The organism is Aromatoleum toluvorans (assembly GCF_012910905.1).
GTDB classification, from domain to species: domain Bacteria; phylum Pseudomonadota; class Gammaproteobacteria; order Burkholderiales; family Rhodocyclaceae; genus Aromatoleum; species Aromatoleum toluvorans.
In genome coordinates, this window is sequence record NZ_WTVN01000007.1 from 14,981 (window position 1) to 41,723 (window position 26,743).

Below are 26,743 nucleotides of genomic sequence, written 5' to 3' on the forward strand. Positions count from 1 at the left end.
CAGTCCCGCCGGAGGCTCCATGTTTCTGCCGCCCAAGCCGATTTATCCGGTCGACGGCATTCGTGCGATCGAAGCCCTGGTCGCGCCGGATGCGCGGCCGAGCCTGATGGAGCGCGCCGGACGGGTCGCTGCCGAGGAAGCCGTGCACCTGACCCAGGACCGGGCGGGCCATGTGCTGATTGCTTGCGGCCCCGGCAACAATGGCGGCGACGGCTTCGTGATGGCGCGCCGCCTGCTGCAGGCCGGCCGGAACGTGACCGTTGCGTTCGCCGACGACCCGGCGAAGCTGCCGCGCGAAGCCTCGGCCGCGTTTGCGGCGTGGCGAGCGGCCGGCGGCGAAACCGTCTCGGATTTCCCGGCCGCCCCGGCAAACGGCTGGGCCCTGGTCGTCGACGCGCTGTTCGGCATCGGCTTGCGCAGTGCCGTGACCGGGCGGCACGCGAAGTGGATCGACGCGCTCAACGCGCAGCACGCGCCGCGGCTCGCCATCGATATTCCGAGCGGACTCGACGCCGACACCGGGCGGGTGCTGGGCACGGTATTCCATGCGACGACCACGCTGACCTTTCTCGCGCTCAAACCCGGGCTGCTCACGCATGACGGTCCCGACATTGCCGGGGTCGTCAATGTCCATCGCCTGGACATTGACCCGCCTGACTACCTTCCGCCCCGGGGCTTGCAGATCCAGCCGGGAATCATCAAGCCATTCCTCAGGCAGCGCCTGCAGAACACCCACAAGGGATGCTACGGCGACGTCGGCATCATCGGCGGGGCGCGCGGGATGACCGGCGCGGCCTTGCTCGCCGGCAGGGCAGCGCTGAAGCTCGGCTGCGGGCGGGTGCTCACCGGTCTCGTCGACGACACGGCGCCGGCGGTCGATTTCACTCAGCCGGAACTGATGCTGCAACGTCCGGACGACGTGATCGAGTACGCAACCGTGCTGGCGGCGGGGCCCGGGCTGGGTCATGGCGATGTCGCGGCGGCGCTCCTCGAACAGGCGATCCGGCGCCCTCGCCCGATCGTCCTCGACGCCGACGCGTTGAACATCGTCGCGGCATCCGACCATCTCAGATCCCTCGTCGCTGCGCGTGAGGCGCCGACGATGATGACCCCTCACCCCGGCGAGGCGGGACGGCTGCTGCGATCGGACACGGCCGCCGTCCAGAGCGATCGCGTCGCGAGCGCACTCGAACTCGCACGCACCTTCAACGCGCTGGTGGTGCTCAAGGGCAGTGGCAGCGTGATCGCGACCCCGGATGGCCGCTGGCTGATCAACAGCACGGGACACCCCGGCATGGCCAGCGCCGGCATGGGCGACGTGCTGACCGGGCTGATCGCCAGCCTGGTGGCGCAGGGCTGGCCGGCGGAGTCGGGCCTCATCGCGGCAGTGCATCTGCATGGCGCCGCAGCCGACCGGCTGGCACGCGAGGGCATCGGCCCCGTGGGACTGACCGCCAGCGAGGTCGCGGACGCTTCACGGGGCATATTCAACGGGTGGACCTTGCAGGCAACCAGGGGGCACTAGGCGAAAACCCGGCATCCGGCTGCATGTCGCGCGACTGAAATCGCCGCCCGGCTTATGCGAAAATCCTGACGCCGCCCGCATCGCCGGACTCAACTTCATAACCGACCATATGCTGCAGATCCGCGTCGACCGTCTCAGACCCGGGGTTTTCATATCGCTTTCATCCCTCGGCTGGATGGGACACCCTTTCTTGCTGAATCGCTTCTGCCTCTCGAACGAGAAGCAGATTCAGGCGCTGCGGGAAATGGGCATCACAGCCGTCGAGTGGGACCCCGCGCGCAGCACGGCCGAACCTCTTCCCGAGCGCACGGCCGGCGCCCCTGTCGCCGAGCAGGATTTCAGCAGCGCGGCGCTCGCGGGGATGCAGAACGAGAAACGCGTGCGTATCGAAAGGGTGCGCGAGCAGCGCGAAGGCCTGGCACGGCGTGAACGGCTGTTCGAGCAGCAGGCAATCGCTGCGGGCGATATCTTCCGTTCGCTCCTCGGCCGCCCGCAGGACGCACAGCGACAGGCCAAGGCGCTGGTCGGGACGCTGGTGGAAAACCTGCTCGGCACCGACAGCATGGTGATCCATCTGGTGAGCGAGAAGAGTCGCGAAGGCGGCCTCGCATTTCACGCCCTGAACGTGATGGCCTTGTCGCTGATGCTGGGCAAGACGCTGCGGCTATCCGAGGAGGAAATGCGGCACCTGGGCCTGGGCGCCCTGCTCCACGACGTCGGCAAACAGGAAATCCCGCCCCGCATCCTGCGCAACACCAGGCGCAGCGGCCCCGAGGAAGAGTTCTACCGTGCCCACGTCGGCTACGGCATCAAGGCCATCAGCAGCATGAAGGACCTTCCCGTGGCGGTGCGCAACGTCATTGCGTGCCATCACGAGTTCTTCGACGGCAGCGGTTTTCCCAACCGCCTGGCCGGCGAGAAGATCCCCCGGCTCGCCCGCATTGCGGCAATCGCGAACCGCTACGACAATCTGTGCAACCCCTTCGACCTGCGCGACGCGAAGGCGCCGGCCGAAGCACTGCGCCAGATCTTCCGCGCCGAAAGCGCGCATTACGATGGGCAACTCGTGCAGTTGTTCATCAGGACGCTCGGCGTCTATCCGCCCGGGACCTTCGTCTCGCTGTCCAACGGCGGCGTCGGGATGGTCGTGGAGACCAATCCCGCGGCTCTCCTCCATCCGCTCGTGATGCTGCACGATCCCGACATCCCGCGCGCGGAAGCCCTGCTCCTCGATCTGCGCGACGCCGACCTGAAGGTCGAGTCGGCCCTGAGCCCGGCCACCCTTCCGGTCGAAACCGTGGAATACCTGGCGCCGCGCGGCCGGCTCGACTACTACGTCGAAGGCAGCAAGAATTGATCGGTGCGTTCCACCTGACCGGCGATCAGCCCCGGCCCTGAACGACCGCAAGCCTGCGGGGTGCCTGAATCACACCGGTCGCGAGGCCCGTTCCCGCGAGGATCACACCGCAGCCGGCAAGCATGTTGATCGTGACGACTTCGTCGAGCAGGATTGCGCCCCACAACATGCCGAACACCGGAATGAGGAACGTGACCGCGATCGCACGCGCCGGCCCGACGTGTGCGATCAGGCGGAAGTACATCACGTAGGCAACGCCGGTGCAGGCGAACGCGAGCAGGAGCACCGACGTCCACGCCTCGCGTCCGGGCATCGCCTCGGGCCACAGCCACACCGCGAAAGGCGCGAGCACGAGGGCGGCATAGAACTGGCTGCCGGTGGCGATCGCCATCGGATCGACACCGGACAGGAAGCGCTTGGTGAAATTCGCCGCGATACCGTAATTCAGCGTTGCGGCGAGGCACGCCGCCACCGCCCAACCCGCGCCGCCGACGCGGAACGAGGCCTTGCCCCACACGAGAATCACGACTCCCAGCAGGCCGAGCAGCAGACCGGCCATCGCGGCCGCCGAGAGGCGATCCTTGAGCCAGACCCATGCGACGAGCGCCGCAAAGAGCGGCGAGGTGGCGTTGACGATGGAGGCGAAGCCGGCCGTGACCGACAGTGCCGCCCACGCGTACAGCACGAAAGGCAAGGCCGAATTCGTCACGCCGATGAAAAGCAGCGGCCCGGCCTTGCGCCACAGCGGAGCGAGATGGCCGCGCCATGCGAGCACCGGCAGCAGCAGCAAGGCGGCCAGGCCGACCCTGAGCTCGATCAGCGCCGCCGGCCCGAACTGCGGTGCGGCGACGCGCATGAACAGAAACGAACCGCCCCACAGGGCGGCGAGGATCACCAGTTCCAATACGTCACGCGGTCGCACTTCCGCTCCCGAAAACGATGGCCCCGCGGTGGAGGCCCGATTGCCCCGGCACACGACGGAACCGCTAGAATTCCTGCCTCATCATACCGATCCACGCTAGCCATGAATCTGTCTCAGCAACTGCGCATCGAGATCCAGCGCAACGTCGCCGCGTCGCTCGCCGAGGACGTCGGCACCGGCGACCTGACCGCACGCCTGATCGCCGCCGACACCGACGCCCGCGGTCGGGTGATCACGCGCGAGGACGCGATCGTCTGCGGCACGGCCTGGTTCGACGCCGCCTTCGCCGCACTCAGCCCCGCGGCCACGATCATCTGGCATGTCGCCGACGGCGACCGTGTCGAGGCGGGTCAGGCGCTGTGCGATGTCGTCGCGAATGCACGGGTGCTGCTCACCGCCGAGCGCACCGCACTGAACTTCCTGCAACTGCTCTCCGGCACCGCCACCGTCACCCGCCGCTTCGTCGACGCCGTGGCGGGGACCGGCGCCAGGATCGTCGACACCCGCAAGACCCTGCCCGGCCTGCGCCTCGCGCAGAAATACGCCGTTGCGGTGGGCGGCGGCACCAATCATCGCGTCGGCCTCTACGACGGCATCCTGATCAAGGAGAACCATATCATCGCCGCGGGCAGCGTCGCACGCGTGCTGGAACAGGCGAAGAAGATCGCGCCGTCCAACGTGTTCATCGAAATCGAGGTCGAGACGATCGCGCAGCTCGAGGATGCGCTCGCGGCGGGCGCGAAGATGATCCTTCTCGACAACATGGACCTCGCCACGATGCGCGAAGCGGTGCGCATTACCGCGGGCCGCGCGGAACTCGAAGCCTCGGGCGGCGTGAGCCTGGAAAAGGTGCGGGCGATTGCCGAAACGGGCGTCAACCGCATCTCGATCGGCAGCCTGACCAAGGACGTGCGCGCGCTCGACCTGTCGCTGCGTCACATCGAGGAGTAAGCCGACGCGGGCAGCGGCCGTCCGGCCGCGATGCCCGCGCCTTCCGCCGGCGCCTAGGCGCCGAGGTGCCCGACGATGAAGCGCTTGATCGCGTCGACCTCGGGCGCCATCACCTCGACCCGCTGCGGCAGCGACTCGATGCCATCGAGTTCCGCGGGACGCTCGGGCTCGCGCCCCAGCGCCGCGCGGATGGTCTCGGCGAACTTCACCGGCAGGGCGGTTTCGAGCACCAGCAGCGGCACGCCGGCGGGCACGGAGTCGGCGCAATCCCATGCGACCTTGACGCCGTCGGCCGTGTGCGTATCCACCATCGTCCCGTAGGTCTCGAATACCTGCCGGATCGTCGACAGGCGATCCTCGTGCGTGCTGCGTCCGGACGCGAAGGCGAAGTTCGTGAGGTGGGCGAATTCGGGAGTCCCGGAAAGATCGAACGCTCCGCCCGCGTCGACCGACTTCCACAGTTCCGCAACACGTTTCGGGTCGCGGCCGACGAGATCGAAGACAAAGCGCTCGAAGTTCGACGCCTTCGAGATATCCATCGAAGGGCTCGACGTGACGTGGGTTTCCGCCGCCTTGCGCGGGCGATACACGCCCGTTTGGAAGAACTCGTCGAGGACGTCGTTCTCGTTGGTTGCGAGGATCAGGCGTGCGACGGGCAGGCCCATCTGGCGTGCGATGTGGCCCGCACAGATATTGCCGAAGTTGCCCGACGGCACGCAGAACGCGATCTGCTCGTCGTTGGACTTCGTCGCGGCGAAATAGCCCTTGAAGTAGTACACGATCTGGGCCGCGACACGCGCCCAGTTGATCGAGTTGACCGCACCGATCTTGTACCTGGCCTTGAACGCGGCGTCGTTCGACACCGCCTTCACGATGTCCTGCGCGTCGTCGAACATCCCGGTGACGGCGATGTTGTAGATGTTCTCGTCCTGCAGCGAATACATCTGCGCGCGCTGGAACGCGCTCATCTTGCCGTGCGGCGACAGCATGAACACGGTCACGCCGTGCTTGCCGCGCATCGCGTATTCCGCCGCCGAACCGGTGTCGCCCGACGTCGCGCCGAGGATGTTGATCGTCTCGCCGCGCTTGTCGAGGACGTACTCGAAAAGGTTGCCGAGCAACTGCATCGCCATGTCCTTGAATGCCAGCGTCGGGCCATTCGACAGTTCGAGCAGGCCGAAGCGGCCCGGTTCCAGCCAATGCACCGGGGTGATGTCGGCTGCGTTGTCGCCGGAGCGGGCGAAGCGATAGACGTCGGCAGTGTAGGTCTTGTCGCAGATCGCCTTGAGGTCGGCCGCGGGGATGTCGGTGATGAATTTCGACAGGATCGCGAAGGCGAGCTCCGCGTAGGACAGGCCGCGCCAGGCATCGAGTTCGGCGCGCGTGACCTGCGGGTAGGTCTCCGGCAGGTACAGGCCACCATCGGGAGCGAGACCGCCCAGCAGGATGTCGCAGAACTCGGGACGGGCGGCGTGGCCGCGGGTGGACAGGTACTTCACGGGCAAATCCTCAAAATTTCGTGTTCGTTCATGGACGAAAGGCACGGCGATGCGGCGCTCCGCACCCGGCCGTGCCTGCCGTCGCGCCGGTGCACTCGGGCGGTGCGCCGGCCCCGGAGGAGAATTACTGCAGGCTTTCCATGCGCAGGCGCGTGATCCTGCCCTGCACGACCGGCAGCGCCTCGATCTTCGCGATCGCGGCGTTGGCGTTCTTCTCCACGGTCTCGTGCGTGAGCATGATGATGTCGGTCTGCGACGTGCCCTCGGGGGCTTCCTTCTGGATCATCGCCTCGATCGAGATGCCGCTGTCGGCGAGGATGCGGGTGATGTCGGCGAGCACGCCCGGCTTGTCCTCGACGCGCATGCGCAGGTAGTAGGACGTGATCACTTCGTCGATCGGCAGCACCTTCAGGTCGTGCACCTGGTCGGGCTGGAACGCGAGGTGCGGCACGCGGTGCTCGGGATCGGCCGTATGCAGGCGCGTCACGTCGACGAGGTCCGCGATCACGGCGCTGGCCGTCGGTTCGGCGCCGGCCCCCTTGCCGTAGTAAAGCGTCGCGCCGACCGCGTCGCCATAAACCACTACCGCGTTCATCGCGCCTTCGACGTTTGCGATCAGGCGCTTGGCCGGGATCAGCGTCGGATGCACGCGCAGTTCGATGCCTTCCGGGCGCATGCGCGAGATGCCCAGCAGCTTGATGCGGTATCCGAGCTGTTCGGCGTAGGTGATATCGACGCTGTCGAGCGCCGTAATGCCCTCGACGTGGGCGGCCTCGAACTGCATCGGCACGCCGAAGGCGATCGCGCTCATGATCGTGGCCTTGTGGGCGGCGTCGATGCCTTCGATGTCGAAGGTCGGATCCGCTTCGGCATAGCCGAGCGCCTGCGCTTCCTTGAGCACGTCGGCGAACGGCAGGCCCTTGTCGCGCATCTCGGACAGGATGAAGTTGGTCGTGCCGTTGATGATGCCGGCGAGCCACTGGATGCGGTTGGCGGAGAGGCCTTCGCGCAGCGCCTTGATGATGGGGATGCCGCCGGCGACCGCCGCCTCGAACGCGACCATGACGCCCTTCTTCTGCGCGGCGGCGAAGATCTCGTTGCCGTGCACGGCGAGCAGCGCCTTGTTGGCGGTCACGACATGCTTGCCGTTCTCGATCGCCTTGAGCACCAGCTCCTTGGCGACGCCGTAGCCGCCGATCAGCTCGACGACGATGTCGATATCGGGGTCGGCGACGACCGAAAACGCGTCGTCGGTCAGGCGCGGGCCTTCCCCGGCGACCTTGCGCGCGAGTTCCAGGTTCTTGTCGGCCACTGCAGTAATGCGGATCGGGCGACCGGCGCGACGGGTGATTTCCTCCTCGTTGCGTTTCAGAACGGTGAAGGTACCGCCACCGACGGTACCGATGCCCAGCAGGCCAACATTGATCGCTTTCATAAGAACTCGTTGAGTTTCGTCTTCAGATGGGTAAAACGGCTTGCTTCAGGTGCCGTGACGCTTCCGGTAGCTTTCGAGGAAGCGGGCGAGACGGCCGATGGCGTCGCGCAGGTCGCCCTCGTGCGGCAGGAACACGAGGCGGAAATGGTCGGGATGCGGCCAGTTGAAGCCCGTGCCCTGCACCAGCAGCACGCGCTCCTGCTCGAGGAGCTCGGCGATGAAAGCCTGATCGTCCTCGATCGGGTACATCTTGGGATCGAGCTTCGGGAACATGTACAGCGTCGCCTGCGGCTTCACGCAGCTCACGCCCGGGATTGCCGTGATCAGTTCGTAGGCGAGGTCGCGCTGCCGGCGCATGCGGCCGCCTTCGACGACGAGGTCGTCGATGCTCTGATAGCCGCCCAGCGCCGTCTGGATCGCGTACTGGCCCGGCACGTTCGCGCACAGGCGCATCGAGGCGAGCATGTTGAGGCCTTCGATGTAGTCCTGCGCATGGCGCTTGTCGCCGCACACGACCATCCAGCCGGCGCGATAGCCGCAGGAACGGTAGTTCTTCGACAGGCCGTTGAAGATGATCGTCAGCACGTCCTCCGACAACGCGGCCATCGACGTGTGCTTCACGCCGTCGTAGAGCACCTTGTCGTACACCTCGTCGGCGTACAGGATCAGGCCGAATTCGCGGGCGAGATCTACGATGCCTTTCAGGACCTCGTCGGGATAGACCGCTCCGGTCGGATTGTTCGGGTTGATGACGACGATGGCGCGGGTGTTCGGCGTGATGCGCGAACGCATGTCGTCGAGATCCGGCAGCCAGCCGCTCGCCTCGTCGCACAGGTAATGCACCGGACGGCCGCCCGACAGGCTCACGGCCGCCGTCCACAGCGGGTAATCGGGGGCCGGCACCAGCACCTCGTCGCCGGCGTTGAGCAGCGCGTTCATCGCCATCACGATCAGCTCGGACACGCCGTTGCCGATGTAGATGTCCTCGATCGTCACACCCTTGATGTGCTTCTGCTGGGTGTAGTGCATCACCGCCTTGCGCGCCGCGAAGATACCCTTGGAATCCGAATAGCCCGCCGAGTTCGGCAGGTTGCGGATCATGTCCATCTGGATCTCTTCGGGGGCGTCGAAGCCGAACGCGGCGAGGTTGCCGATGTTGAGCTTGATGATCTTGTGCCCCTCGTCTTCCATCTGCTTGGCGCGGGTGAGGACGGGGCCGCGGATGTCGTAGCAGACGTTGGCGAGCTTGGCGGACTTGCGGACCTGCGGGAGCTTCTGGGCATCGGCGTTGCCCTGCGTTTGTTCGGGCGGGACAGCAACCCGCAGTTTCGGCTCGACGCTCATCGCACTCCGTCCTTTCTTTCGCATGTTCACTCCGCGCCCGGCCTCGGGCGCGCCGCAGGATCGCCGGCAACACCGCAGGGAACTGCCGGGTGGGCCGGAAAACCAAAAGAATGTATCTTATCCAAGCCTGTATCCCCCGGCAATTTTGCCGACCGAGCGAACCCGATGAAGCTGAATCTAGAACAGAATCCCGACCTCAACGTCGTGACCGGCTACGGTACCGACCACCTGATGATCAACAAGGAACGCCACGACGGCAACGTGCTGGTCGCGGCCGACCGCATCGTCGGAGGCTGGGCCCCGGGCGGCTTCGCGAACCTGAGTGCGGACGATTTCGCCCCGGTGTGCGAGATGAAGCCCGAAGTCGTGCTGATCGGCACCGGCAGCCGCCTGCGCTTTCCGGCGCCGGCGATCCTGCGCCCGCTGATCGAAGCGCGTATCGGCTATGAAATCATGGACTTGCCTGCCGCCTGCCGCACCTACAACATCCTCGCCGCCGAGGGCCGCTCGGTCGTCGCGGCACTGCTCTTCGACGCAGCCTGACGCCCGCGAGCGGGCGGATGCGCGCCCGCCGCCCCCTCGCGAGCATGCAGACGTTGTCTTCCGGCCGGCTCCTCCGCTACGCTGAGTGCGACAACCGACACAGGAGAGCCCGATGAGTACGGCAAGCATCCCGTCCATGCCCGATCTGACCCTTCCCGCAACGGGCGGCAACAGCGTCGCCCTCGCGGCACGGAGCGGCCGCAAGGTGGTCCTGTATTTCTACCCCAAGGACAACACGCCGGGCTGCACCAACGAGACCGCGGACTTCCGCGACCATCACGCGTCGTTCCACGCCGCCGGGTGCGACGTGTATGGCATTTCGCGCGACAGCCTGAAGTCGCACGAGAACTTCAAGGCCAAGCTCGGCCTGCCCTTCGAGCTGATCTCCGACGCCGACGAGGCGGCATGCAATGCCTTCGGCGTCATCAAGATGAAAAACATGTATGGGAAACAGGTACGCGGCATCGAACGCAGCACTTTCGTCATCGATGCCGAAGGTGTCGTCCGCCGCGAGTGGCGCGGCGTGAAAGTGGCCGGCCACGCGCAGGAAGTGCTGGATTTCGTGAAGACCCTGTAACCCCGATCAACCGACGCCTCGAGCCTCACCCACTCCATGACCAAACGCGCGCCCAGCAGCCGGGACACCAAGCTCTTCGTCCTCGACACCAACGTGCTGATGCACGACCCCACCAGCCTGTTCCGCTTCGAGGAGCACGACGTGTTCGTGCCGATCATGACGCTGGAGGAACTGGACAACAACAAGAAGGGCATGTCCGAAGTCGCGCGCAACGCGCGCCAGGCAAGCCGCACGATGGACGAGATCGTGAGCTCCTGCCCCGCCGACATCGCCGACGGCATCGACCTCAAGGCCCCCTCGCACGAACTGGCGACGGGCAAGCTGTTCCTGCAGACCGAGGCGATCAACCTCGCCCTGCCCCCCGCGCTGCCGACCGCCAAGGGCGACAACCAGATCCTCGCGGTGGTCATGCACCTGGTCGAGCGCTTCCCCAAGCGGCCGGTGATCCTGGTTTCCAAGGACATCAACATGCGCATCAAGGCCCGCGCGCTGGGCCTGGAGGCGCAGGACTACTTCAACGACAAGGTGCTGGAGGACACCGACCTCCTCTACACGGGCTGGCGCGAGCTGCCGCCCGACTTCTGGGACACCCACGGCAAGGGCATGGAGTCGTGGAAGGAGGAAGGACACACCTACTACCGCATCAACGGTCCGCTCTCGGCCAGCCTGCTGGTCAATGAATTCCTGTTCCAGGACGGCGAATCCCCGCTGCAGGCATGGGTGAAGCGAAGGGAAGGGAAGACCGTACTGATCGAGACGCTGGTCGACTACGCCCACAACAAGAACAACGTGTGGGGCATCACCGCGCGCAATCGCGAGCAGAACTTCGCGCTCAACCTGCTGATGAATCCCGAGATCGACTTCGTCACCCTGCTCGGCCAGGCCGGCACCGGCAAGACGCTGCTCACGCTCGCGGCGGCGCTGACCCAGGTACTGGAAGCCAAGCGCTATTCCGAGATCATCATGACCCGCGTGACCGTGCCGGTCGGCGAGGACATCGGCTTCCTGCCTGGGACCGAGGAAGAGAAGATGGCGCCGTGGATGGGTGCGCTGGAGGACAACCTCGACGTGCTCAACGGCACGACCGGCGAAGGCGGCGACTGGGGCCGCGCGGCGACGCGCGACCTGATCCGCTCGCGCATCAAGATCAAGAGCCTCAACTTCATGCGCGGGCGCACCTTCATCAACAAGTTCCTGATCATCGACGAGGCGCAGAACCTCACGCCGAAGCAGATGAAGACCCTGATCACGCGCGCGGGGCCGGGCACCAAGGTGGTGTGCCTCGGCAACATCGCGCAGATCGACACCCCCTACCTGACCGAGGGCAGCTCCGGCCTGACCTTCGTGGTCGACCGCTTCAAGGATTGGCCGCATTCCGGCCATATCACGCTGCAGCGCGGCGAACGCTCGCGTCTCGCCGACCACGCGGCGGACGTGCTTTGACCTTCGCCGGGGCGGCAGGGCTGCCCCGGCGATACCGTCGAAATACCCTGGAAAAGACACGGGAATTTGCCATGGATCATCCCGGCGGACCGGGATGCACCCTATAATGCGCGGGTTTTTTGCCTGCGAAAGCTGCCATGCCTGCTACCGCCTCCGAGATGCTGGTCGGTGCCAGTTCGGACTTCCTCAAGCGCTTCTCGCCGTTCAACCGGATGGAGCCGGAGGCGCTCGGATTCCTGAGCGAGCGTGCGGTGCTGGCGTTTCACGCCCGCGGCAGCGAGATCCTGACCCCCGAGATGGGGCAGCCGACGCACTTCCACATCGTGCAGCGCGGCAAGGTGCAGGCCCGTCAGACCGGCCCCGCGAGCGTCACCGACTACGCCGCGATGACGCTGGGTCCGGGCGAATGCTTCCCGATCGGCGCGATCTCGGCCCAGCGCCCCTCGACCAACGCCTACGTGGCGGTCGAAGACAGCTTCGTGTTCCAGCTGCCCGCGGAGGATTTCCTCAAGCTCATGCAGATGAGCCCGGTCTTCCACGTCTTCTGCACCCAGTACATCGCGAGCCTGCTCAACCAGTCGCGGCAGCAGCTGCAGAGCACCTTTGCGCAGCGCGCGGCGGAGCAGCAGACGATGACGACGCCGCTCGGCCAGCTCGTGAAGAAGGCACCGATTTTCGTCACGCCGGACAGCTCGCTGCGCGCCGCGCTGGAAAAGATGTCCGAGATGCGTATCGGCTGCATGGTGGTCACGGACAGCGAACAGAAGCCGCTCGGCATCCTGACCCAGAGCGATCTGCTCCCGCGTGTCGTGCTGCCGGGAATCGATCTGCAGCGCCCGATCGGCGACGTGATGACGCGCACCCCGCACGTCATGTCGGCCTCGGATTCCGCCTACGACGCGGCCCTCGAGATGGCGACGCACGGCGTGCGCCATCTGCTGGTGGTCGACTCGGAGGGCCGTCTGAAGGGCGTGGTTTCCGAGCGCGATCTGTTCACGCTGCAGCGCATCGGCCTGCGGCAGATCCGTTCCAGCATCGAAGGCGCCGACGACCTGGACGCGCTGCAGCGCGCCAGCCGCGACATCCGCCAGCTGGCGCTCAACCTGATCGCCCAGGGCATCGGCGCGGAACAGCTGACCCAGTTCATCTCCGCGCTCAACGACGCCCTGACCTGCCGCATCATCGATCTGGCGCGTGCGCGGCATGACCTGTACGGCATCGACTATGCGTGGCTCGCCTTCGGCTCGGAAGGGCGCCACGAGCAGACGCTCTCGTCCGACCAGGACAACGGCATTATCTACGTCCGCCCCGAAGGGGCAGACCCGACCGAGCTGAAGAACCGCCTGCTGGCCTGCGCGAAGGAAGTGAACGAGAACCTCGCCGCCTGCGGATTCCCGCTGTGCAAGGGCAACATCATGGCGAGCAACCCCGACCTCTGCCTCACGCTCGACGAGTGGAAGGGGCGCTTCGGCGACTGGATTCGCGAGCCGGATCCGCAAGCCCTGCTCAATGCGACGATCTTCTTCGATTATCGCGTACTGTGCGGCAACGAACGCCTGGGCGACCAGCTGCGCGCGTGGCTGAACCGCACGGCGAAGGCCAACGCCAACTTCCTGCGCATGATGGCGTCGAATGCGCTGCAGGTCGCACCGCCGCTGGGACGCATCCGCGATTTCGTCGTCGATGACGACGGCACGATCGACCTGAAGAAATCCGGCGCCCGCCTGTTCGTCGACGTCGCGCGCATTCTCGCCCTGCGCACCGAGGTCGCATCGAGCAGCACCGTGCAGCGGCTGCGCCAGGCCGGCAACAAGATGGGCATTGCGTCCGAGGAAATTGCCGCGCTGATCGACGGCTTCCACTTCATCCAGCTGCTGCGCCTGCGGTCCCAGCACCTCGACACCGAACACGACGCGCCGGGCGACAACCGCGTCAATCCGGACACGCTGAACGAACTCGACCGGCGCATCCTGAAGGAAGCGTTCCGTCAGGCCAGGAAGCTGCAATTGCGCCTCAGGCTCGACTACCAGCTATGAACTGGCTCACCCGGCTCCTCGGCAACAGCGCAGACACGGCCACGCTCGACGCGGCCTTGCGTGATGCCCTCGCGAAGTGGGAAGCGCTGCCGGCGCCCGATCCGGGCACCGCCCACTTCGAGACGCGCTACGTGGTCATCAACACCGAGGCCACCGGGCTCGACCTCGACAAGGATCGCCTGCTCGCGGTCGCGGCGATCGCGATCGACCGCGAGCAACTGTCGCCGCACGACAGCTTTCATGCCGCCGTGGAACCGGATGCCGCGGCGGCACTGACGAGCCTCCTCGCCTTCGCGGGCAAGGGCCCGGTCGTGGTGTTCAACGCGTCGTTCAACCGCAGCCTGCTCGAACGCGCGCTCGACGAGCATCTCGGCATCACGCCCGACTGGACCTGGCTCGACCTGCACTGGCTCCTGCCGGCCCTCTACGACGAACACATCGACCGGCCGGCACGCCTGGCCGACTGGATGAAGGCTTTCGGCATCGAGACCTTCCAGCGCCACCACGCGCTGGGGGATGCCTGGGCGATCGCACAGCTGATGCTGGCCGCGCAGGCACGCGCCCGCGCGCTCGGCCACAACACTCCACGCACGTTGGCGGACCTCGAACACAGCCGCCGACAATTGAGGCGCCACGGATGAATCGAATTTCCCCTGCAAGCAACATGCGCCGCTGCCTGACAACCCGCTTCATCGCCGCGCTCGCGGCGACCACCCTGCTGATCGCCCCGCCTGCGGGCGCCGACGACACGCCCGCTCCGGCCGATCAGCCCGCCGCGACGACGTCGTCCTTCGGCCGATACGGTACGGCGGCCCAGGATCTCATCAACCAGGGGATGGAGTACCTCGGCATCCGCTATCGCTTCGGCGGCAATTCGCCCGAAACGGGGCTCGATTGCAGCGGCCTGGTCCAGAACGTCTTCCGCAACGCGCTCGGCCTCAACCTGCCGCGCGCCGCGCGCGACATGGCCAGCGTCGGCGAAAAGGTCGGCATGCAGGATCTCAAGCCCGGCGATCTGGTGTTCTTCAACACCATGCGCCGCGCCTTCTCGCATGTGGGCATCTACGTCGGCGAAGGCCGCTTCCTGCACGCCCCGTCGAGAGGCGGTGAAGTGCGCATCGACGAGATGAGCCAGAGCTACTGGGCGAAGCGCTTCAACGGCGCACGCCGCATGGTGCCCGACGCCGGCCTGCCACAGGCCGACTGACGGGCGGCGCCGGCGTACCGGCGAGGCGCTGCGACGGGTCGGGTTTTCGTCTAGGCTTCGATCAAGCCCGACGAGATCCCAGCCATGCTGATCGCCCAGTTGTCCGACCCCCACGTCGTCGCCCCCGGTTCCCTCCTCTACGGCAAGATCGACACCGGTGCGCTGTTCGCCGCGGCCGTCCGGCGCGTCGCCCGGCTGAGCCCGGTGCCGGACCTGGTCGTCGTCTCCGGCGACCTCGTGAACGAAGGCACCGCCCGGGAATACGCACGGGTACGCGAACTGCTCGCACCGCTGCCGATGCCGTGGCAAGTGATGGCCGGCAATCACGACGACCGAGAGCAACTCAGGGCCGCCTTTCCGGACCAGGGCTTCGGCGATGGCAGCCTGTGCTGCGCGCGGCGGATGCTCGGCGACCTGACCCTGCTGTTCCTCGACACCACCATCCCCGGCGAGGAAGGCGGCGAGATCGCCGACGAACAGCTCGCCTGGCTCGACCGGGCGTGCGATCCCGATCGTGATTGCCTGCTGTTCCTGCATCACCCCCCGTTCGCGACGGGGATCGCCGGGCTCGACACCATCGCCTGCAGCGGTTCCGCACGCCTCGCCGACTGGCTGCACCGCCACGCCGAAGTGCGCGCCCTCGCCTGCGGCCACGTACATCGCCCGATCTTCGCAAGCTTCGCGGGACGACCGTGCATCACCGCCCCCTCGGTCGCCCACCAGATCGTGTGCGACCTGTCGGGCGCGCCCGATGCGCTGGCTTGGTGCCGCGAACCGCCCGCCTTCCTGCTGCATCGCTGGCACGACGGCGAGCTGGTCACGCACGTGCTGCCCGTCGATGAGAGCGCGGCACAGCGCTACGATTGAGCGGCCTTCGCCCGACGCCTATTCCGTCTTCACCAGCCGGCGATACTGCGCCATGTGGCGGATGGCTTCCCGCGGCTGCCTGAACTGCTCGCACAACAACGCCAGGTTGTAGTGGCAATCGGCCAGACCCGGATCGCCGCGCAGGGCCGTCTGGTAGGCGTCCATCGCCTCGTGCTTGCGGTCCATGTCGTCGAGCAGGACACCGAGGTTGTACATCAGCGTCGGATCGGCTCCGCACGCCGCGATCGCATCGCGGTAGACGCGCTCGGCCTCCGTCAGGCGGCCTGCTTCGTGCAGCAAGGATCCCAGATTGATGCGGGCATCGAGCAGCTTCGGCGCCTCGACGATCGCCCGCTCGTAGGCCCGCCGCGCAGACTCCGGTTCGTCGCGCTCCAGCGCGAGCGCCTGCTCGAACCAGTGCGCGGCGTGCGCCGGTGCGTGGGTGGGTGCGCTCCCGGCCTGGCTTGCAGCCGCCTTGTGCTCGATCACGCTCATGGAGCCGTCGGCAGGGTCACCTTCGAACGCGAGCAGATACTGGCCCGACTCGGCCTGCCAGTGGCCGCTGCCCTCCCTGACGACGACGCGGTCGGCCACGACGCGCACGGACAGCCCCGAGAGGGGCATCTCCTCGGGAAGCCGGCTGCGCAGCGCCTTCATGGATCGCACGATGCGCCGGGGCGGGACCTGCGCCTCAGCGAGCGCCTGCGCAGTGCGCAGCACGACCAGATCCTGGAACGAGAACCGCCAGGCGTTGCGCGGGCCGCGCTCCGGCGAGACGAAGCCGGCCCCGATCAGTGCACGGATCGTGCTGCGCCCCAGGCGCAGAAGTTTCTCGACCTCACGCACGCCGTAGCGGTGCATCGGGAAACCTCGCTATTTCCTGGCCGTCTTGCGTACCGCCGGCTCGGCGGCAGGCTTCGCCCGCCGGGGCGGCTTGCGCGTCTCGGCCGGCGGCTCGGAGGGCAACTCCGGCGCCGGGGCCTTTTTCTCCAGGCTCGCGCGCAGGGCCTCCATGAGGTCGATCACCTGGCCGCCACCTTCGCCCTCCTCGGTCAGCGTGATCTCCTGACCCTCGACCTTCTTCTGCACCGCCGCCTCGATGCGCGCGCGCACCGCGTCCGTGTAGGCGGCGGGATCGAAACGCTCCACGGCCTGCTGGTCGATGAGCAGCTGCGCCAGCTGGAGCTCGGCATCCTTGACCTCGGTCTGCGGAATGTCGAGGTCCCTGATCGAGCGCACGTCGGCGCCGTAGAGCAGCTGCTGCATGACGAGCCCGCTCATTTCCCCCGCCTCGACCGGACGGATCATCACGACATGCTGCTTGCCGTGCGCCGCCCAGCGACCAAGGGCGCAGCGCCCCGACGCCCGCAGCGCGCGGGCAAGGAGCGCATAGGGCTTGGCGCCGCCCTTGTCCGGGGCGAGGTAATAGGCCTTGTCGAAATACACCGGATCGACGGTTTCGATGGGCACGAACTCGGTGATCTCGGCGCTGTGCGAACCTGCCTCCTCGAGCGCCTTCAGCTCGTCGGCGCTGAAGGTCACGAACTGGTCCTTGGCGAATTCGTAGCCCTTGACCATGTCGTCGCGCGCCACCACCACCTCTTCCTTCAGGCACACGTACTGCTGCTTGAGCCGCGAACCGCAGCCCTTGTGCAGCAGGTTGAACGAGACGGTCCGGCTCGCTTCGGTGGCGGTATAGAGTTTCACCGGGATGGCCACCAGTCCGAACGAGACCGTGAGCGATGCAATCGATCGTGCCGCCATGCTTGCCTCCGGGGGTCAGGGAGTCATGATCCGGCGCCCGACACGGCCCGTTCCAGGCTCTGCTTGCGCTCCAGGGCGTCGTGCCAGCGATCACCCGATTGCGCCAGGCGCTGCGCGACGTTGGTGATCCTGAAGTCGAGCGGGTGCGCGCCGGCCAGCTCGTCCCAGGTGAGCGGCATCGACACCGGCGCGCCGGGCACCCCTCGGGGCGAATAGGCGACGTTCAGCGTCTTGCCGCGGACGTTCATATTGTAGTCAAGGAAGATCTTGCCGGTCCGCGCCCGCACGCTCCACTCCATCGTGATGTCCCGCGGATGCTGGCGCAGCAGGTGCCGCCCGACGAGCTCGCACACCTTGCGCGCGGCGTCGAAATCGATCGTGCGCCGGATCGGCACGAAGACATGCAGCCCGGTCTTGCCCGAGGTCTTGACGATCGCGTCCAGCGCCATGCCCTGCAGCAGCTCGCGCAGGTGGAAGGCCACCGCCTTGCCCTTCTCGAAGGCGACCGTGTTGAGCTCCGGCTCCGCCCCCGGTGCCTCCTTGCCGGAATAGATATAGGGGTCGAGGTCGAACACCACGTAGTCGGGGAAGTTGAGCACCGAGGATTCCAACGTGGCGAGAGATCCGGCGTAGTCGGTCCCCTGCACCGCCGCATCCGCCCCGGGGCGCGCACGCGAATGCCAGACATGAAGCTCGATGGTCCCCGACTGCGCAAGCCACAGCAGCGTCGCCAGGTTGTTGCACACGAGTGCCTCGTGGCTCTCGTCCTTGTGTTCGGAAAACACCGTAAGGGTGTCCACGAACGCGGGCCGCTCCTGCTCCCAGTGCTTCTGGAAGAATCGCTGCCCGCCGATACCTTCGGGCATGCGGATCAGCGTCAGCGGACGATCCGCGAGGTGCGGCAGGAGGAAGGGCGAAACCTGCGCGAAATAGCGCAGCAGGTCGCGCTTGGTCAGCGCCGGCTGCTTGAGTGCCGGATCCGCCGGCCAGTAGACGCGATCGAGATGCGTCAGGCGGATCCGGTGCGGGCCGACCGCGAGCGGAAAGGCCGCCTTGCCGTTCTCCAGTTGCCGCAGGACCTCGTCGATCTCGCCGCTTCCTCCCTCTGCGCCCGACTTCCCCGCTGCGTACGGCACCTGCGGGACGTGCCCGGAGCGCAGCACCGTTCGGGGGTCGATGTCGTCGCGCACGCGCAGAAAAACCGGCGCGCGCAGGCTGCCGTCCTCGGTCCACGCCTGGAATTGCACTTCGACCACCATTTCCGGCACGACCCACGTCGTCGGGCCGTTCAGCTCCGGCTGCGCCACGAACGGACAGGCATCCGTTTGCAAGCCCTCCAGCCGCGCCTTCACCTGCGCCAGCGTCGCGGCGTCGAAGCCGGATCCGACATGCGAGGCGTACCGCAGCACGCCCCCATCCCGGTACCCGATCAGCAGCGCGCCCAAGGGCGCCCGCGAGCCCTTGCCGCGGGTGTAGCCGCCGACCACGAACTCCCCACTTTGGGTGGCCTTGATCTTGAGCCACGCTGCCGAGCGCCGGCCGGCCTCGTAGCGGCTGTCCTTGCGTTTTCCGACCACCCCCTCGAAGCCGCTGGCGAGCGCCGCTTCATGCAGCGCCTCCCCGTCCTCCGCGACATGGACGAGCTGCAGCAGGGGCGAAGGCAGCAGGCACTGGGCGAGGTAGCGGCGGCGGTCGCGATACGGCGCGCCGCGCAGGTCGACGCCCGCGAAGTGCAGCAGGTCGAAGCAGCAGAAAACCACCGGCGTGCTGCGGTCGGCGACGGCGATGTCGCGCTCGGTCTTCAGCTGGAAGCGATTCTGCAGCGCATTGAACGACGGCCGGCCGCTCGCATCGAAGGCCACGACCTCTCCATCCAGGATCATGTCCGCCCCCTGGCCACGCAGTTCCGCCGCGAGCCGCGGGAAGGTGGCGGTCAGGTCGAGGCCCCGGCGCGACAGCAGTTTCACCCGCATTTTCGCCCCCTTCCCGGACACGAAGGCGAGCACGCGATAACCGTCGAGCTTGGGTTCCCACAGCCAGTCGACATCGGTGAACGGTGCCTCGCCGGTTTCGGCGAGCATGGGCGAAAGCGTCGCGGGCATCGCCTCGGGCCGCCCGCAAGGCACCAGCGTTGCCACCGGAATGCGGCGCACCGGCAGGACCTTGAGCTCCTCGACCATCAATCCGCTGAGTACCGAACGGTTCCTCTCGCCGGGATCGGCAGGCCCCGCAAAGCGGTCCTTGTGCTTGATCAGCAGCCAGTTGCGCGGCTCCGACGTGCGGACGAGGGCGAAGGAGCCCTTCACCTTCTCTCCGCGCAGCAAGAAGCTCAGCTTGCCCTGCGCGAGCCCTTCGCGGACCCGCCGCTGCGCTTCGTCCCGATCGTCGAACGAATACGCCTGATCCTCGTCGGGTGAGTAAACGCCGCAGTCCCACACGATCACCTCCCCGGCGCCGTACTGCCCGGGCGGGATGACGCCCTCGAACGAGGCGTAGTCATAGGGATGATCCTCGGTCTCGACGGCGAGCCGCTTGTCCGCGGGATCGAGGGACGGCCCCTTGGGAACTGCCCAGGATTTCAGCACTCCATCACATTCGAGCCGGAAGTCGAAGTGCAGCCGCCGGGCCGAGTGCTGCTGGATCACGAAGAGCAGCGGCCCACCGCCTGCCTGCGGCACCGACGGCGCCGGCTCCGGTGTGGCAGCAAAAGTCCGCCTGGCCGCGTATTCGCCGAGTTCGCCGGGCGGATCGGCCGCGGGCTGTCCCTTTGCCCGCCGCGCGGGTGGAACCGCCTCATGCCCACGCGGCATGGCACAAGTCCTGGGAGCGGATGCGATGCGACTGTCGACCGGAACGAGCGGCTTTTCGTACAAGGAGTGGCTCGGCGCCTTCTACCCGGAGAAGCTCCCCGCGAACGCAATGCTGCACTACTACGCCGAGCGCTTCACGACGGTGGAGATCAACAACACCTTCTACCGCATGCCGGCCGAATCGATGCTGGCGCACTGGGCGGAAGAAGTGCCGCCCGGGTTCGCCTTCACGCTCAAGGCGCCGCGCCGCATCACGCACGAGGAGCGCCTGCACGGCTCCGAAGCGAGCGTGGCCGAATTCGTGCGCCGCGCCGCCACGCTCGGAGACAAGCTCGGCGTGCTCCTGTTCCAGCTGCCGCCGTTTCTCGGAAAGGATCTTCATCGGCTGCGCGATTTCCTGGCGGGATTGCCGTCAGACAAACGCTATGCCTTCGAGTTTCGCCACGCCTCCTGGCAGGACGACGAGGTCTACGAGGCCCTGCGCTCGCACGGGGTAATGTATTGCGTCACCGACACCGACGAAGGCGAAACGCCTTTCGTCTCCACGACGGAGTGCGCCTACATCCGCCTGCGACGCACCCACTACGACGACGCCGACCTGCGCACCTGGGTCGAACGCATCGCCGCGCAGCCGCTCGAACGCGCCTACGTCTACTTCATGCACGAAGACGAGGCGCTCGGCACGTGCTTCGCCCGGCGGCTGGAAGAACTGTGGCGGGAAGCGGGTGGAACGCCGTAAACAAAGAAAGCCCGCACCACGGCAATGGTGCGGGCCTTCGAGGTGCTAACGACTGCTGGAGACTTAAACCGTCACGGTCGCCGCAACGTCGCTGAACTCCGCGATCTGGTCGAAGTTCATGTAGCGATACACGTCCGCCGCCTTGGCATTGACCGCCGCGACCTGCTCCATGTACTCACCGACCGTCGGGATCTTGCCCATCAGCGCGCACACGGCGGCGAGTTCCGCCGAACCGAGATACACGCGGGTGTCGATGCCGAGACGGTTCGGGAAGTTACGCGTCGAGGTCGACATCGCGGTCGAGCCCTTGCGGATCTGCGCCTGGTTACCCATGCACAGCGAGCAGCCCGGCATTTCCATGCGCGCGCCGGACTTGCCGAGCACCGAGTAGTAGCCTTCCTCGTTCAGGATCATCGCGTCCATCTTGGTCGGCGGGGCGATCCACAGGCGGGTCGGGATGTCCGACTTGCCGTCGAGCACCTTGCCGGCGGCGCGGAAGTGGCCGATGTTGGTCATGCACGAGCCGATGAAGACTTCGTCGATCTTGTCGCCGGCGACTTCGGACAGCAGCTTCACGTCGTCCGGGTCGTTCGGGCAGGCGACGATCGGCTCCTTGACGTCGGCCAGCTCGATCTCGATCACGGCGGCGTACTGGGCGTCGGCGTCGGCCTTCAGCAGTTCGGGCTTGGCGATCCAGGCTTCCATCGCCTTGATGCGGCGGCCCAGCGTGCGCGCGTCCGAGTAGCCGTTCGCGATCATCCACTTCATCAGCGTGATGTTCGAGCGCATGTACTCGATGATCGGTTCCTTGTTCAGCTGGATCGCGCAGGCGGCAGCGGAACGCTCGGCAGCGGCGTCGGACAGCTCGAAGGCCTGTTCGACCTTCAGGTCCGGCAGACCTTCGATTTCGAGGATGCGGCCCGAGAAGATGTTCTTCTTGCCCTTCTTCTCGACGGTCAGCAGGCCCTGCTTGATCGCGTAGTAGGGGATCGCGTTGACCAGGTCACGCAGCGTGACGCCGTTCTGCAGCTTGCCCTTGAAGCGCACCAGCACCGATTCCGGCATGTCGAGCGGCATGACGCCGGTCGCGGCGGCGAAGGCCACGAGGCCCGAGCCGGCCGGGAAGGAAATGCCGATCGGGAAGCGGGTGTGCGAGTCGCCGCCGGTGCCGACCGTGTCGGGCAGCAGCAGGCGGTTGAGCCACGAGTGGATCACGCCGTCGCCCGGACGCAGCGCCACGCCGCCGCGGGTCGAGATGAAGGACGGCAGTTCGCGGTGCATACGAACGTCGACCAGCTTCGGATAGGCGGCGGTGTGGCAGAAGGACTGCATCACCATGTCGGCGGAGAAGCCGAGGCAGGCGAGATCCTTCAGCTCGTCGCGCGTCATCGGGCCGGTGGTGTCCTGCGAGCCGACGGTGGTCATCTTCGGTTCGCAATAGGTGCCCGGCAGGATGCCCTTGCCTTCCGGCAGGCCGCAGGCGCGGCCGACCATCTTCTGCGCGAGCGAGTAGCCCTTGCCCGGATCGTTCGGTTGCTGCGGCAGACGGAACAGCGTCGACACCGGCAGGCCCAGCGCTTCACGCGCCTTGGTGGTCAGGCCGCGGCCGATGATCAGCGGAATGCGGCCGCCGGCGCGCACTTCGTCGAGGATGACCAGGGTCTTCAGCTGCGACTCGGCGATGGTGGCGCCGTTCTTGAGCGCGGTGACCTTGCCGGTCGCCTGGTCGATCTTCAGCTCGATCTCGTCGCCCATGTCCATCTGGCCGGCGTCGATTTCGATCGGCAGCGCGCCCGCGTCTTCCATGGTGTTGAAGAAGATCGGGGCGATCTTGGAGCCGATGCACACACCACCGAAACGCTTGTTCGGCACGAAGGGGATGTCTTCGCCGGTGAACCACAGCACCGAGTTGGTCGCGGACTTGCGCGAGGAACCGGTACCGACCACGTCACCGACGTAGGCGATCAGGTTGCCCTTCTTGGCCAGCGCCTCGAGCTGCTTGATCGGACCGCGCTCGCCCGGCTTGTCGGCGTCGATGCCCGGACGCGGGTTCTTCAGCATCGCCAGCGCGTGCAGCGGGATGTCGGGACGCGACCAGGCGTCCGGCGCGGGCGACAGGTCGTCGGTGTTGGTTTCGCCGGTGACCTTGAAGACGGTCAGCTTCTGCGAGGCCGGCACTTCCGGACGCGAGGTGAACCACTCGGCGTCGGCCCAGCTCTGCATCACGGCCTTGGCGTTGGCATTGCCGGCCTTGGCGAGCTCGGCAACGTCGTGGAAGTAGTCGAACACCAGCAGGGTCTTCTTCAGGCCTTCGGCGGCGACGGCGCCGACTTCGGCGTCGGCCAGCAGGTCGATCAGCGGCTTGACGTTGTAGCCGCCCAGCATCGTGCCGAGAAGCTCGGTGGCCTTGGCGCGCGAGATCAGCGCACAGGCTTCTTCACCCTTGGCGACCTTGGCGAGGAACTCGGCCTTGACCTTGGCGGCGTCATCCACGCCGGCCGGCACGCGGTAGGTGATCAGTTCGACGAGGGCAGCTTCCTCGCCGGCGGGGGGATTCTTCAGCAGGGCAACCAGGTCCTGGGTCTGCTGCTTCGACAGCGGCAGCGGGGGGATGCCGAGGGCGGCGCGTTCGGCGACATGGGCACGGTAGGCTTGAAGCACGGCGAATTCCTTCCTTTTTCGTGACGTTGGCTGGGCGTCGGGGCTGCGGACCCGGACGACGCCGCGAGATTATATGTCTTTTATAAGACTTGCGGTGCAATGCAACAACCATCGCTGGTCAGCGCGCGAATTCTACTCCTCCCCATGGACCTGCGTACGCCCGCCGGACGCGGTGCTGGCGTTTGCCTTCGCCCCGTCCGTCGTCTACACCGGGCAAGGTGGTGCGGGAACGCATCAAGGTGGTGCGGGAACGCATCTCACCCGTGCAGTTCCAACAGGTAGCCGGAGGCGGCGCGACTTGCGGTCGTTCGCCTCGCACACGAACCGACGAAAAGGAGATCCGACATGCCCCAATCCGCGTTCGACACCCTCAGGCGCTTCTCCACCCCATCCGGGGACGGTCTGTTCCATTCGCTGCCGGCGCTCGAAGCCGCAGGCGTCGGCCGGGTGACCCGTCTGCCGGTGTCGCTGCGCATCGTGCTCGAGGCGGTGCTGCGCCATTGCGACGGCAGGAAGGTGACCGAAGAGCACGTCCGGCAGCTCGCGAACTGGAAACCGACGGCCGCACGCACCGACGAAATTCCGTTCGTCGTCGCGCGCGTCGTGCTGCAGGATTTCACCGGCGTGCCGCTGCTGTGCGACCTCGCGGCGATGCGCAACGTCGCGGCCGGGATGGGGCGCAATCCCAAGCTGATCGAACCGCTGGTGCCGGTGGACCTCGTCGTCGACCACTCGGTGCAGGTCGACCACTACGGCACGCCGCTCGCGCTGCGGCAGAACATGGAACTGGAGTTCCAGCGCAACCGCGAGCGCTACCAGTTCATGAAATGGGGGATGCAGGCCTTCGACACCTTCAAGGTGGTGCCGCCGGGCATCGGCATCGTGCATCAGGTGAATCTCGAATACCTGTTCCGCGGCGTACGCGGGCAGGACACGGACGACGGCACGCTGTATTACCCCGACACGCTGGTCGGCACCGACTCGCACACGACGATGATCAACGGCGTCGGCGTCGTCGGCTGGGGCGTGGGCGGCATCGAGGCCGAAGCGGGCATGCTCGGCCAGCCGGTGTATTTCCTGACGCCGGACGTCGTCGGCGTGGAACTGACCGGGCAGCTCAAGGAAGGCGTGACCGCGACCGACCTGGTGCTGACCGTCACGGAAATGCTGCGCAAGCAGAAAGTCGTCGGCAAGTTCGTCGAATTCTTCGGCGACGGCACCGCGAGCCTCTCGGTCACCGACCGCGCGACGATCGCCAACATGGCACCCGAGTATGGCGCAACGATGGGCTTCTTCCCGGTCGACGACAAGACCGTCGCCTACATGCGCGACACGGGGCGCACCGCGGCCGAATGCGCGCGGTTCGAGGCGTATTTCCGCGCGCAGGGCCTGTTCGGCATCCCGCGCGCGGGCGACATCGATTACTCGACGACGCTGAAGCTGGACCTCGCGTCGATCGAGCCGTCGCTGGCCGGGCCGAAGCGGCCGCAGGACCGCATCGCGCTGAAGGACATGGAGGAAGTGTTCGACCGCCTGTTCTCGCTGCCGGTCAGCGAGAACGGCTTCGGCCAGCCGGAAGCCGCGCTGGGCACGCGTTTCCCGACCGCGCTGCCGGGCGTGACCCTGGGCCACGGCGACGTGCTGATCGCGGCGATCACCTCGTGCACCAACACCAGCAACCCGGCGGTGCTGATTGCCGCGGGCCTGCTGGCGAAGAAGGCGGTCGAAAAGGGATTGTCGGTGCAGCCGCACGTCAAGACCTCGCTCGCGCCCGGCTCGCGCGTGGTGACCGACTACCTCGGCCGCGCCGGGCTGCTCGAACCGCTCGCGCAGCTGGGGTTCGCGCTCGCGGGGTATGGATGCACGACCTGCATCGGCAATGCCGGGGATCTCGCGCCCGAGCTCAATGACGCGATCAACGAGAATAGCGTGATCGCGGCGGCAGTGCTGTCGGGCAATCGCAACTTCGAGGCGCGCATCCATCCCAATCTGCGCGCCAATTTCCTCGCGTCTCCGCCGCTCGTCGTCGCCTTCGCGATCGCCGGCCGCGCCAACGTCGATCTCACCGAGAACCCGCTCGGCAACGGCCGCGACGGGCGCCCGGTGTATCTGCGCGACATCTGGCCGACCTCCGAGGAGATCGCCGCGGTCCTGCCCTTCGCGATGGACCCGGCGACCTTCACGCGCCTGTATGCCGATTTCACCAAGGATCACGACCTGTGGAACGCGATCCCGGCGACCACCGGCCAGGTGTACGAATGGCCGGACTCGACCTACATCGCGCGCCCGCCGTTCTTCGACGGCTTCTCGGCACGGCCGGGGGCCGTCGGTGACATCGTCGGCGCGCGCACGCTGCTGATGCTGGGCGACTCGGTGACCACCGACCACATCTCGCCCGCCGGCTCCTTCAAGGACAGCACGCCTGCCGGCCAATGGCTGATCTCGCGCGGCGTGGCGAAGCAGGACTTCAACTCCTACGGCTCGCGCCGCGGCCATCATGACGTGATGGTGCGCGGCACCTTCGCCAACGTGCGCGTGAAGAACATGATGCTGCCGCCGCGCGACGACGGCTCGCGCGTCGAAGGCGGCTATACGCTGCTCGACGGCAAGCAGACGACGGTGTTCGACGCCGCGACGAGCTACATCGCGCGCGGCGTGCCGACGGTCGTGTTCGCGGGCGAGGAATACGGCACCGGTTCGAGCCGCGACTGGGCGGCCAAGGGCACGCAGCTGCTCGGCGTGAAGGCGGTGATCGCGAAGAGCTTCGAGCGCATCCACCGCTCCAACCTCGTCGGCATGGGCGTCCTGCCGCTGCAGTTCAAGGGCGAGGACTCGTGGGAGAGCCTGGACCTGAAGGGCGACGAAAGCTTCGACATCCGCGGCATCGGCGCAAGCCTGCAGCCGCGCCAGGACCTGACGCTGACGATTCGCCGCAGCAACGGCGCGACGCGGGAAGTGGCGGTGCTGTGCCGCATCGACACGCCGATCGAAGTCGATTACTACCGCCACGGCGGCATCCTGCCCTATGTGCTGCGGGAAATTCTTGCTCGGCGGGACTGACAT

Annotated in this window: 20 protein-coding genes; 12 read left to right on the top strand and 8 right to left on the bottom strand. The window is 66.8% G+C overall.

Features of this window, described 5'->3' with window-relative positions; translation table 11 throughout:
• Positions 1-19 precede the first annotated feature (19 nt).
• Together GPA22_RS06465 and GPA22_RS06470 are read left to right on the top strand one after the other, a co-directional pair.
• A complete protein-coding gene (locus GPA22_RS06465; protein ID WP_169255286.1) occupies positions 20-1,525 on the top strand; it encodes an NAD(P)H-hydrate dehydratase in 1,506 nt (501 codons plus the stop codon).
• 109 nt (positions 1,526-1,634) lie between these two features.
• A complete protein-coding gene (locus GPA22_RS06470; protein WP_169255287.1) occupies positions 1,635-2,882 on the top strand; it encodes an HD-GYP domain-containing protein in 1,248 nt (415 codons plus the stop codon).
• Between the two features lie 25 nt (positions 2,883-2,907).
• Here the strand turns inward: GPA22_RS06470 and GPA22_RS06475 are convergent, their stop codons facing one another.
• A complete protein-coding gene (locus GPA22_RS06475) occupies positions 2,908-3,804 on the bottom strand; it encodes an EamA family transporter (protein ID WP_169255288.1) in 897 nt (298 codons plus the stop codon).
• 102 nt (positions 3,805-3,906) lie between these two features.
• On the opposite strand from GPA22_RS06475, the gene nadC reads away from it, so the two are divergent.
• Positions 3,907-4,755 (top strand): carboxylating nicotinate-nucleotide diphosphorylase, encoded by an 849-nt coding sequence (nadC, locus tag GPA22_RS06480; RefSeq protein ID WP_169255289.1) that lies wholly within the window; start codon positions 3,907-3,909, stop codon positions 4,753-4,755.
• Between the two features lie 53 nt (positions 4,756-4,808).
• Here the strand turns inward: nadC and thrC are convergent, their stop codons facing one another.
• From thrC to GPA22_RS06495, 3 genes are all read right to left on the bottom strand, one after another.
• A complete protein-coding gene (thrC, locus tag GPA22_RS06485; RefSeq protein ID WP_169255290.1) occupies positions 4,809-6,254 on the bottom strand; it encodes a threonine synthase in 1,446 nt (481 codons plus the stop codon).
• 124 nt (positions 6,255-6,378) lie between these two features.
• Positions 6,379-7,689, bottom strand: coding sequence for a homoserine dehydrogenase (locus tag GPA22_RS06490; RefSeq protein ID WP_169255291.1), 1,311 nt, complete (start codon positions 7,687-7,689; stop codon positions 6,379-6,381).
• A gap of 45 nt (positions 7,690-7,734) precedes the next feature.
• The gene (locus GPA22_RS06495; protein WP_246264135.1) at positions 7,735-9,033 is read right to left on the bottom strand and encodes a pyridoxal phosphate-dependent aminotransferase; all 1,299 of its coding nucleotides are present in this window, start codon (positions 9,031-9,033) and stop codon (positions 7,735-7,737) included.
• A 165-nt stretch (positions 9,034-9,198) separates the two neighbouring features.
• Here GPA22_RS06495 and GPA22_RS06500 point away from each other — a divergent pair, with 165 nt between their 5' ends.
• The 7 genes from GPA22_RS06500 (at position 9,199) to GPA22_RS06530 (ending at position 15,706) form a co-directional block, all read left to right on the top strand.
• Positions 9,199-9,576, top strand: coding sequence for an Mth938-like domain-containing protein (locus tag GPA22_RS06500; protein ID WP_169255292.1), 378 nt, complete (start codon positions 9,199-9,201; stop codon positions 9,574-9,576).
• Positions 9,577-9,688: 112 nt separating this feature from the next.
• On the top strand, positions 9,689-10,153 hold the full coding sequence (locus GPA22_RS06505; RefSeq protein ID WP_169255293.1) for a peroxiredoxin: 465 nt from the start codon (positions 9,689-9,691) through the stop codon (positions 10,151-10,153).
• Positions 10,154-10,189: 36 nt separating this feature from the next.
• Positions 10,190-11,596: a PhoH family protein gene (locus GPA22_RS06510; protein WP_169255294.1), complete on the top strand. Its 1,407-nt coding sequence runs from the start codon at positions 10,190-10,192 to the stop codon at positions 11,594-11,596.
• A 137-nt stretch (positions 11,597-11,733) separates the two neighbouring features.
• On the top strand, positions 11,734-13,632 hold the full coding sequence (locus tag GPA22_RS06515) for a DUF294 nucleotidyltransferase-like domain-containing protein (protein WP_169255295.1): 1,899 nt from the start codon (positions 11,734-11,736) through the stop codon (positions 13,630-13,632).
• A complete protein-coding gene (locus GPA22_RS06520) occupies positions 13,629-14,273 on the top strand; it encodes a 3'-5' exonuclease (protein ID WP_169255296.1) in 645 nt (214 codons plus the stop codon). The genes GPA22_RS06515 and GPA22_RS06520 overlap by 4 nt, the downstream gene beginning before the upstream one ends.
• The gene (locus GPA22_RS06525) at positions 14,270-14,839 is read left to right on the top strand and encodes a C40 family peptidase (protein ID WP_246264128.1); all 570 of its coding nucleotides are present in this window, start codon (positions 14,270-14,272) and stop codon (positions 14,837-14,839) included. Before GPA22_RS06520 ends, GPA22_RS06525 begins: the two co-directional genes overlap by 4 nt.
• A gap of 84 nt (positions 14,840-14,923) precedes the next feature.
• Entirely contained in the window at positions 14,924-15,706 is a 783-nt protein-coding gene (locus tag GPA22_RS06530) for a phosphodiesterase (RefSeq protein ID WP_169255297.1), read from the top strand.
• A gap of 18 nt (positions 15,707-15,724) precedes the next feature.
• Here GPA22_RS06530 and GPA22_RS06535 read toward each other — a convergent pair whose 3' ends face one another.
• From GPA22_RS06535 to ligD, 3 genes are read right to left on the bottom strand one after another with little or no spacing between them, the layout of a single operon-like run.
• The gene (locus GPA22_RS06535; RefSeq protein ID WP_169255298.1) at positions 15,725-16,567 is read right to left on the bottom strand and encodes a tetratricopeptide repeat protein; all 843 of its coding nucleotides are present in this window, start codon (positions 16,565-16,567) and stop codon (positions 15,725-15,727) included.
• Positions 16,568-16,579: 12 nt separating this feature from the next.
• Complete coding sequence (gene ku / locus GPA22_RS06540) at positions 16,580-17,470, bottom strand: non-homologous end joining protein Ku (RefSeq protein WP_169255299.1); 891 nt, start codon at positions 17,468-17,470, stop codon at positions 16,580-16,582.
• 23 nt (positions 17,471-17,493) lie between these two features.
• The gene (gene ligD / locus GPA22_RS06545; protein WP_169255300.1) at positions 17,494-20,280 is read right to left on the bottom strand and encodes a non-homologous end-joining DNA ligase; all 2,787 of its coding nucleotides are present in this window, start codon (positions 20,278-20,280) and stop codon (positions 17,494-17,496) included.
• Positions 20,281-20,305: 25 nt separating this feature from the next.
• On the opposite strand from ligD, the gene GPA22_RS06550 reads away from it, so the two are divergent.
• Positions 20,306-21,019, top strand: coding sequence for a DUF72 domain-containing protein (locus GPA22_RS06550; RefSeq protein WP_169255301.1), 714 nt, complete (start codon positions 20,306-20,308; stop codon positions 21,017-21,019).
• A 63-nt stretch (positions 21,020-21,082) separates the two neighbouring features.
• Here the strand turns inward: GPA22_RS06550 and GPA22_RS06555 are convergent, their stop codons facing one another.
• Positions 21,083-23,680 (bottom strand): bifunctional aconitate hydratase 2/2-methylisocitrate dehydratase, encoded by a 2,598-nt coding sequence (locus tag GPA22_RS06555; RefSeq protein WP_169255302.1) that lies wholly within the window; start codon positions 23,678-23,680, stop codon positions 21,083-21,085.
• Positions 23,681-24,025: 345 nt separating this feature from the next.
• On the opposite strand from GPA22_RS06555, the gene acnA reads away from it, so the two are divergent.
• Positions 24,026-26,740 (top strand): aconitate hydratase AcnA, encoded by a 2,715-nt coding sequence (gene acnA / locus GPA22_RS06560; protein ID WP_169255303.1) that lies wholly within the window; start codon positions 24,026-24,028, stop codon positions 26,738-26,740.
• Positions 26,741-26,743: the final 3 nt, after the last annotated feature.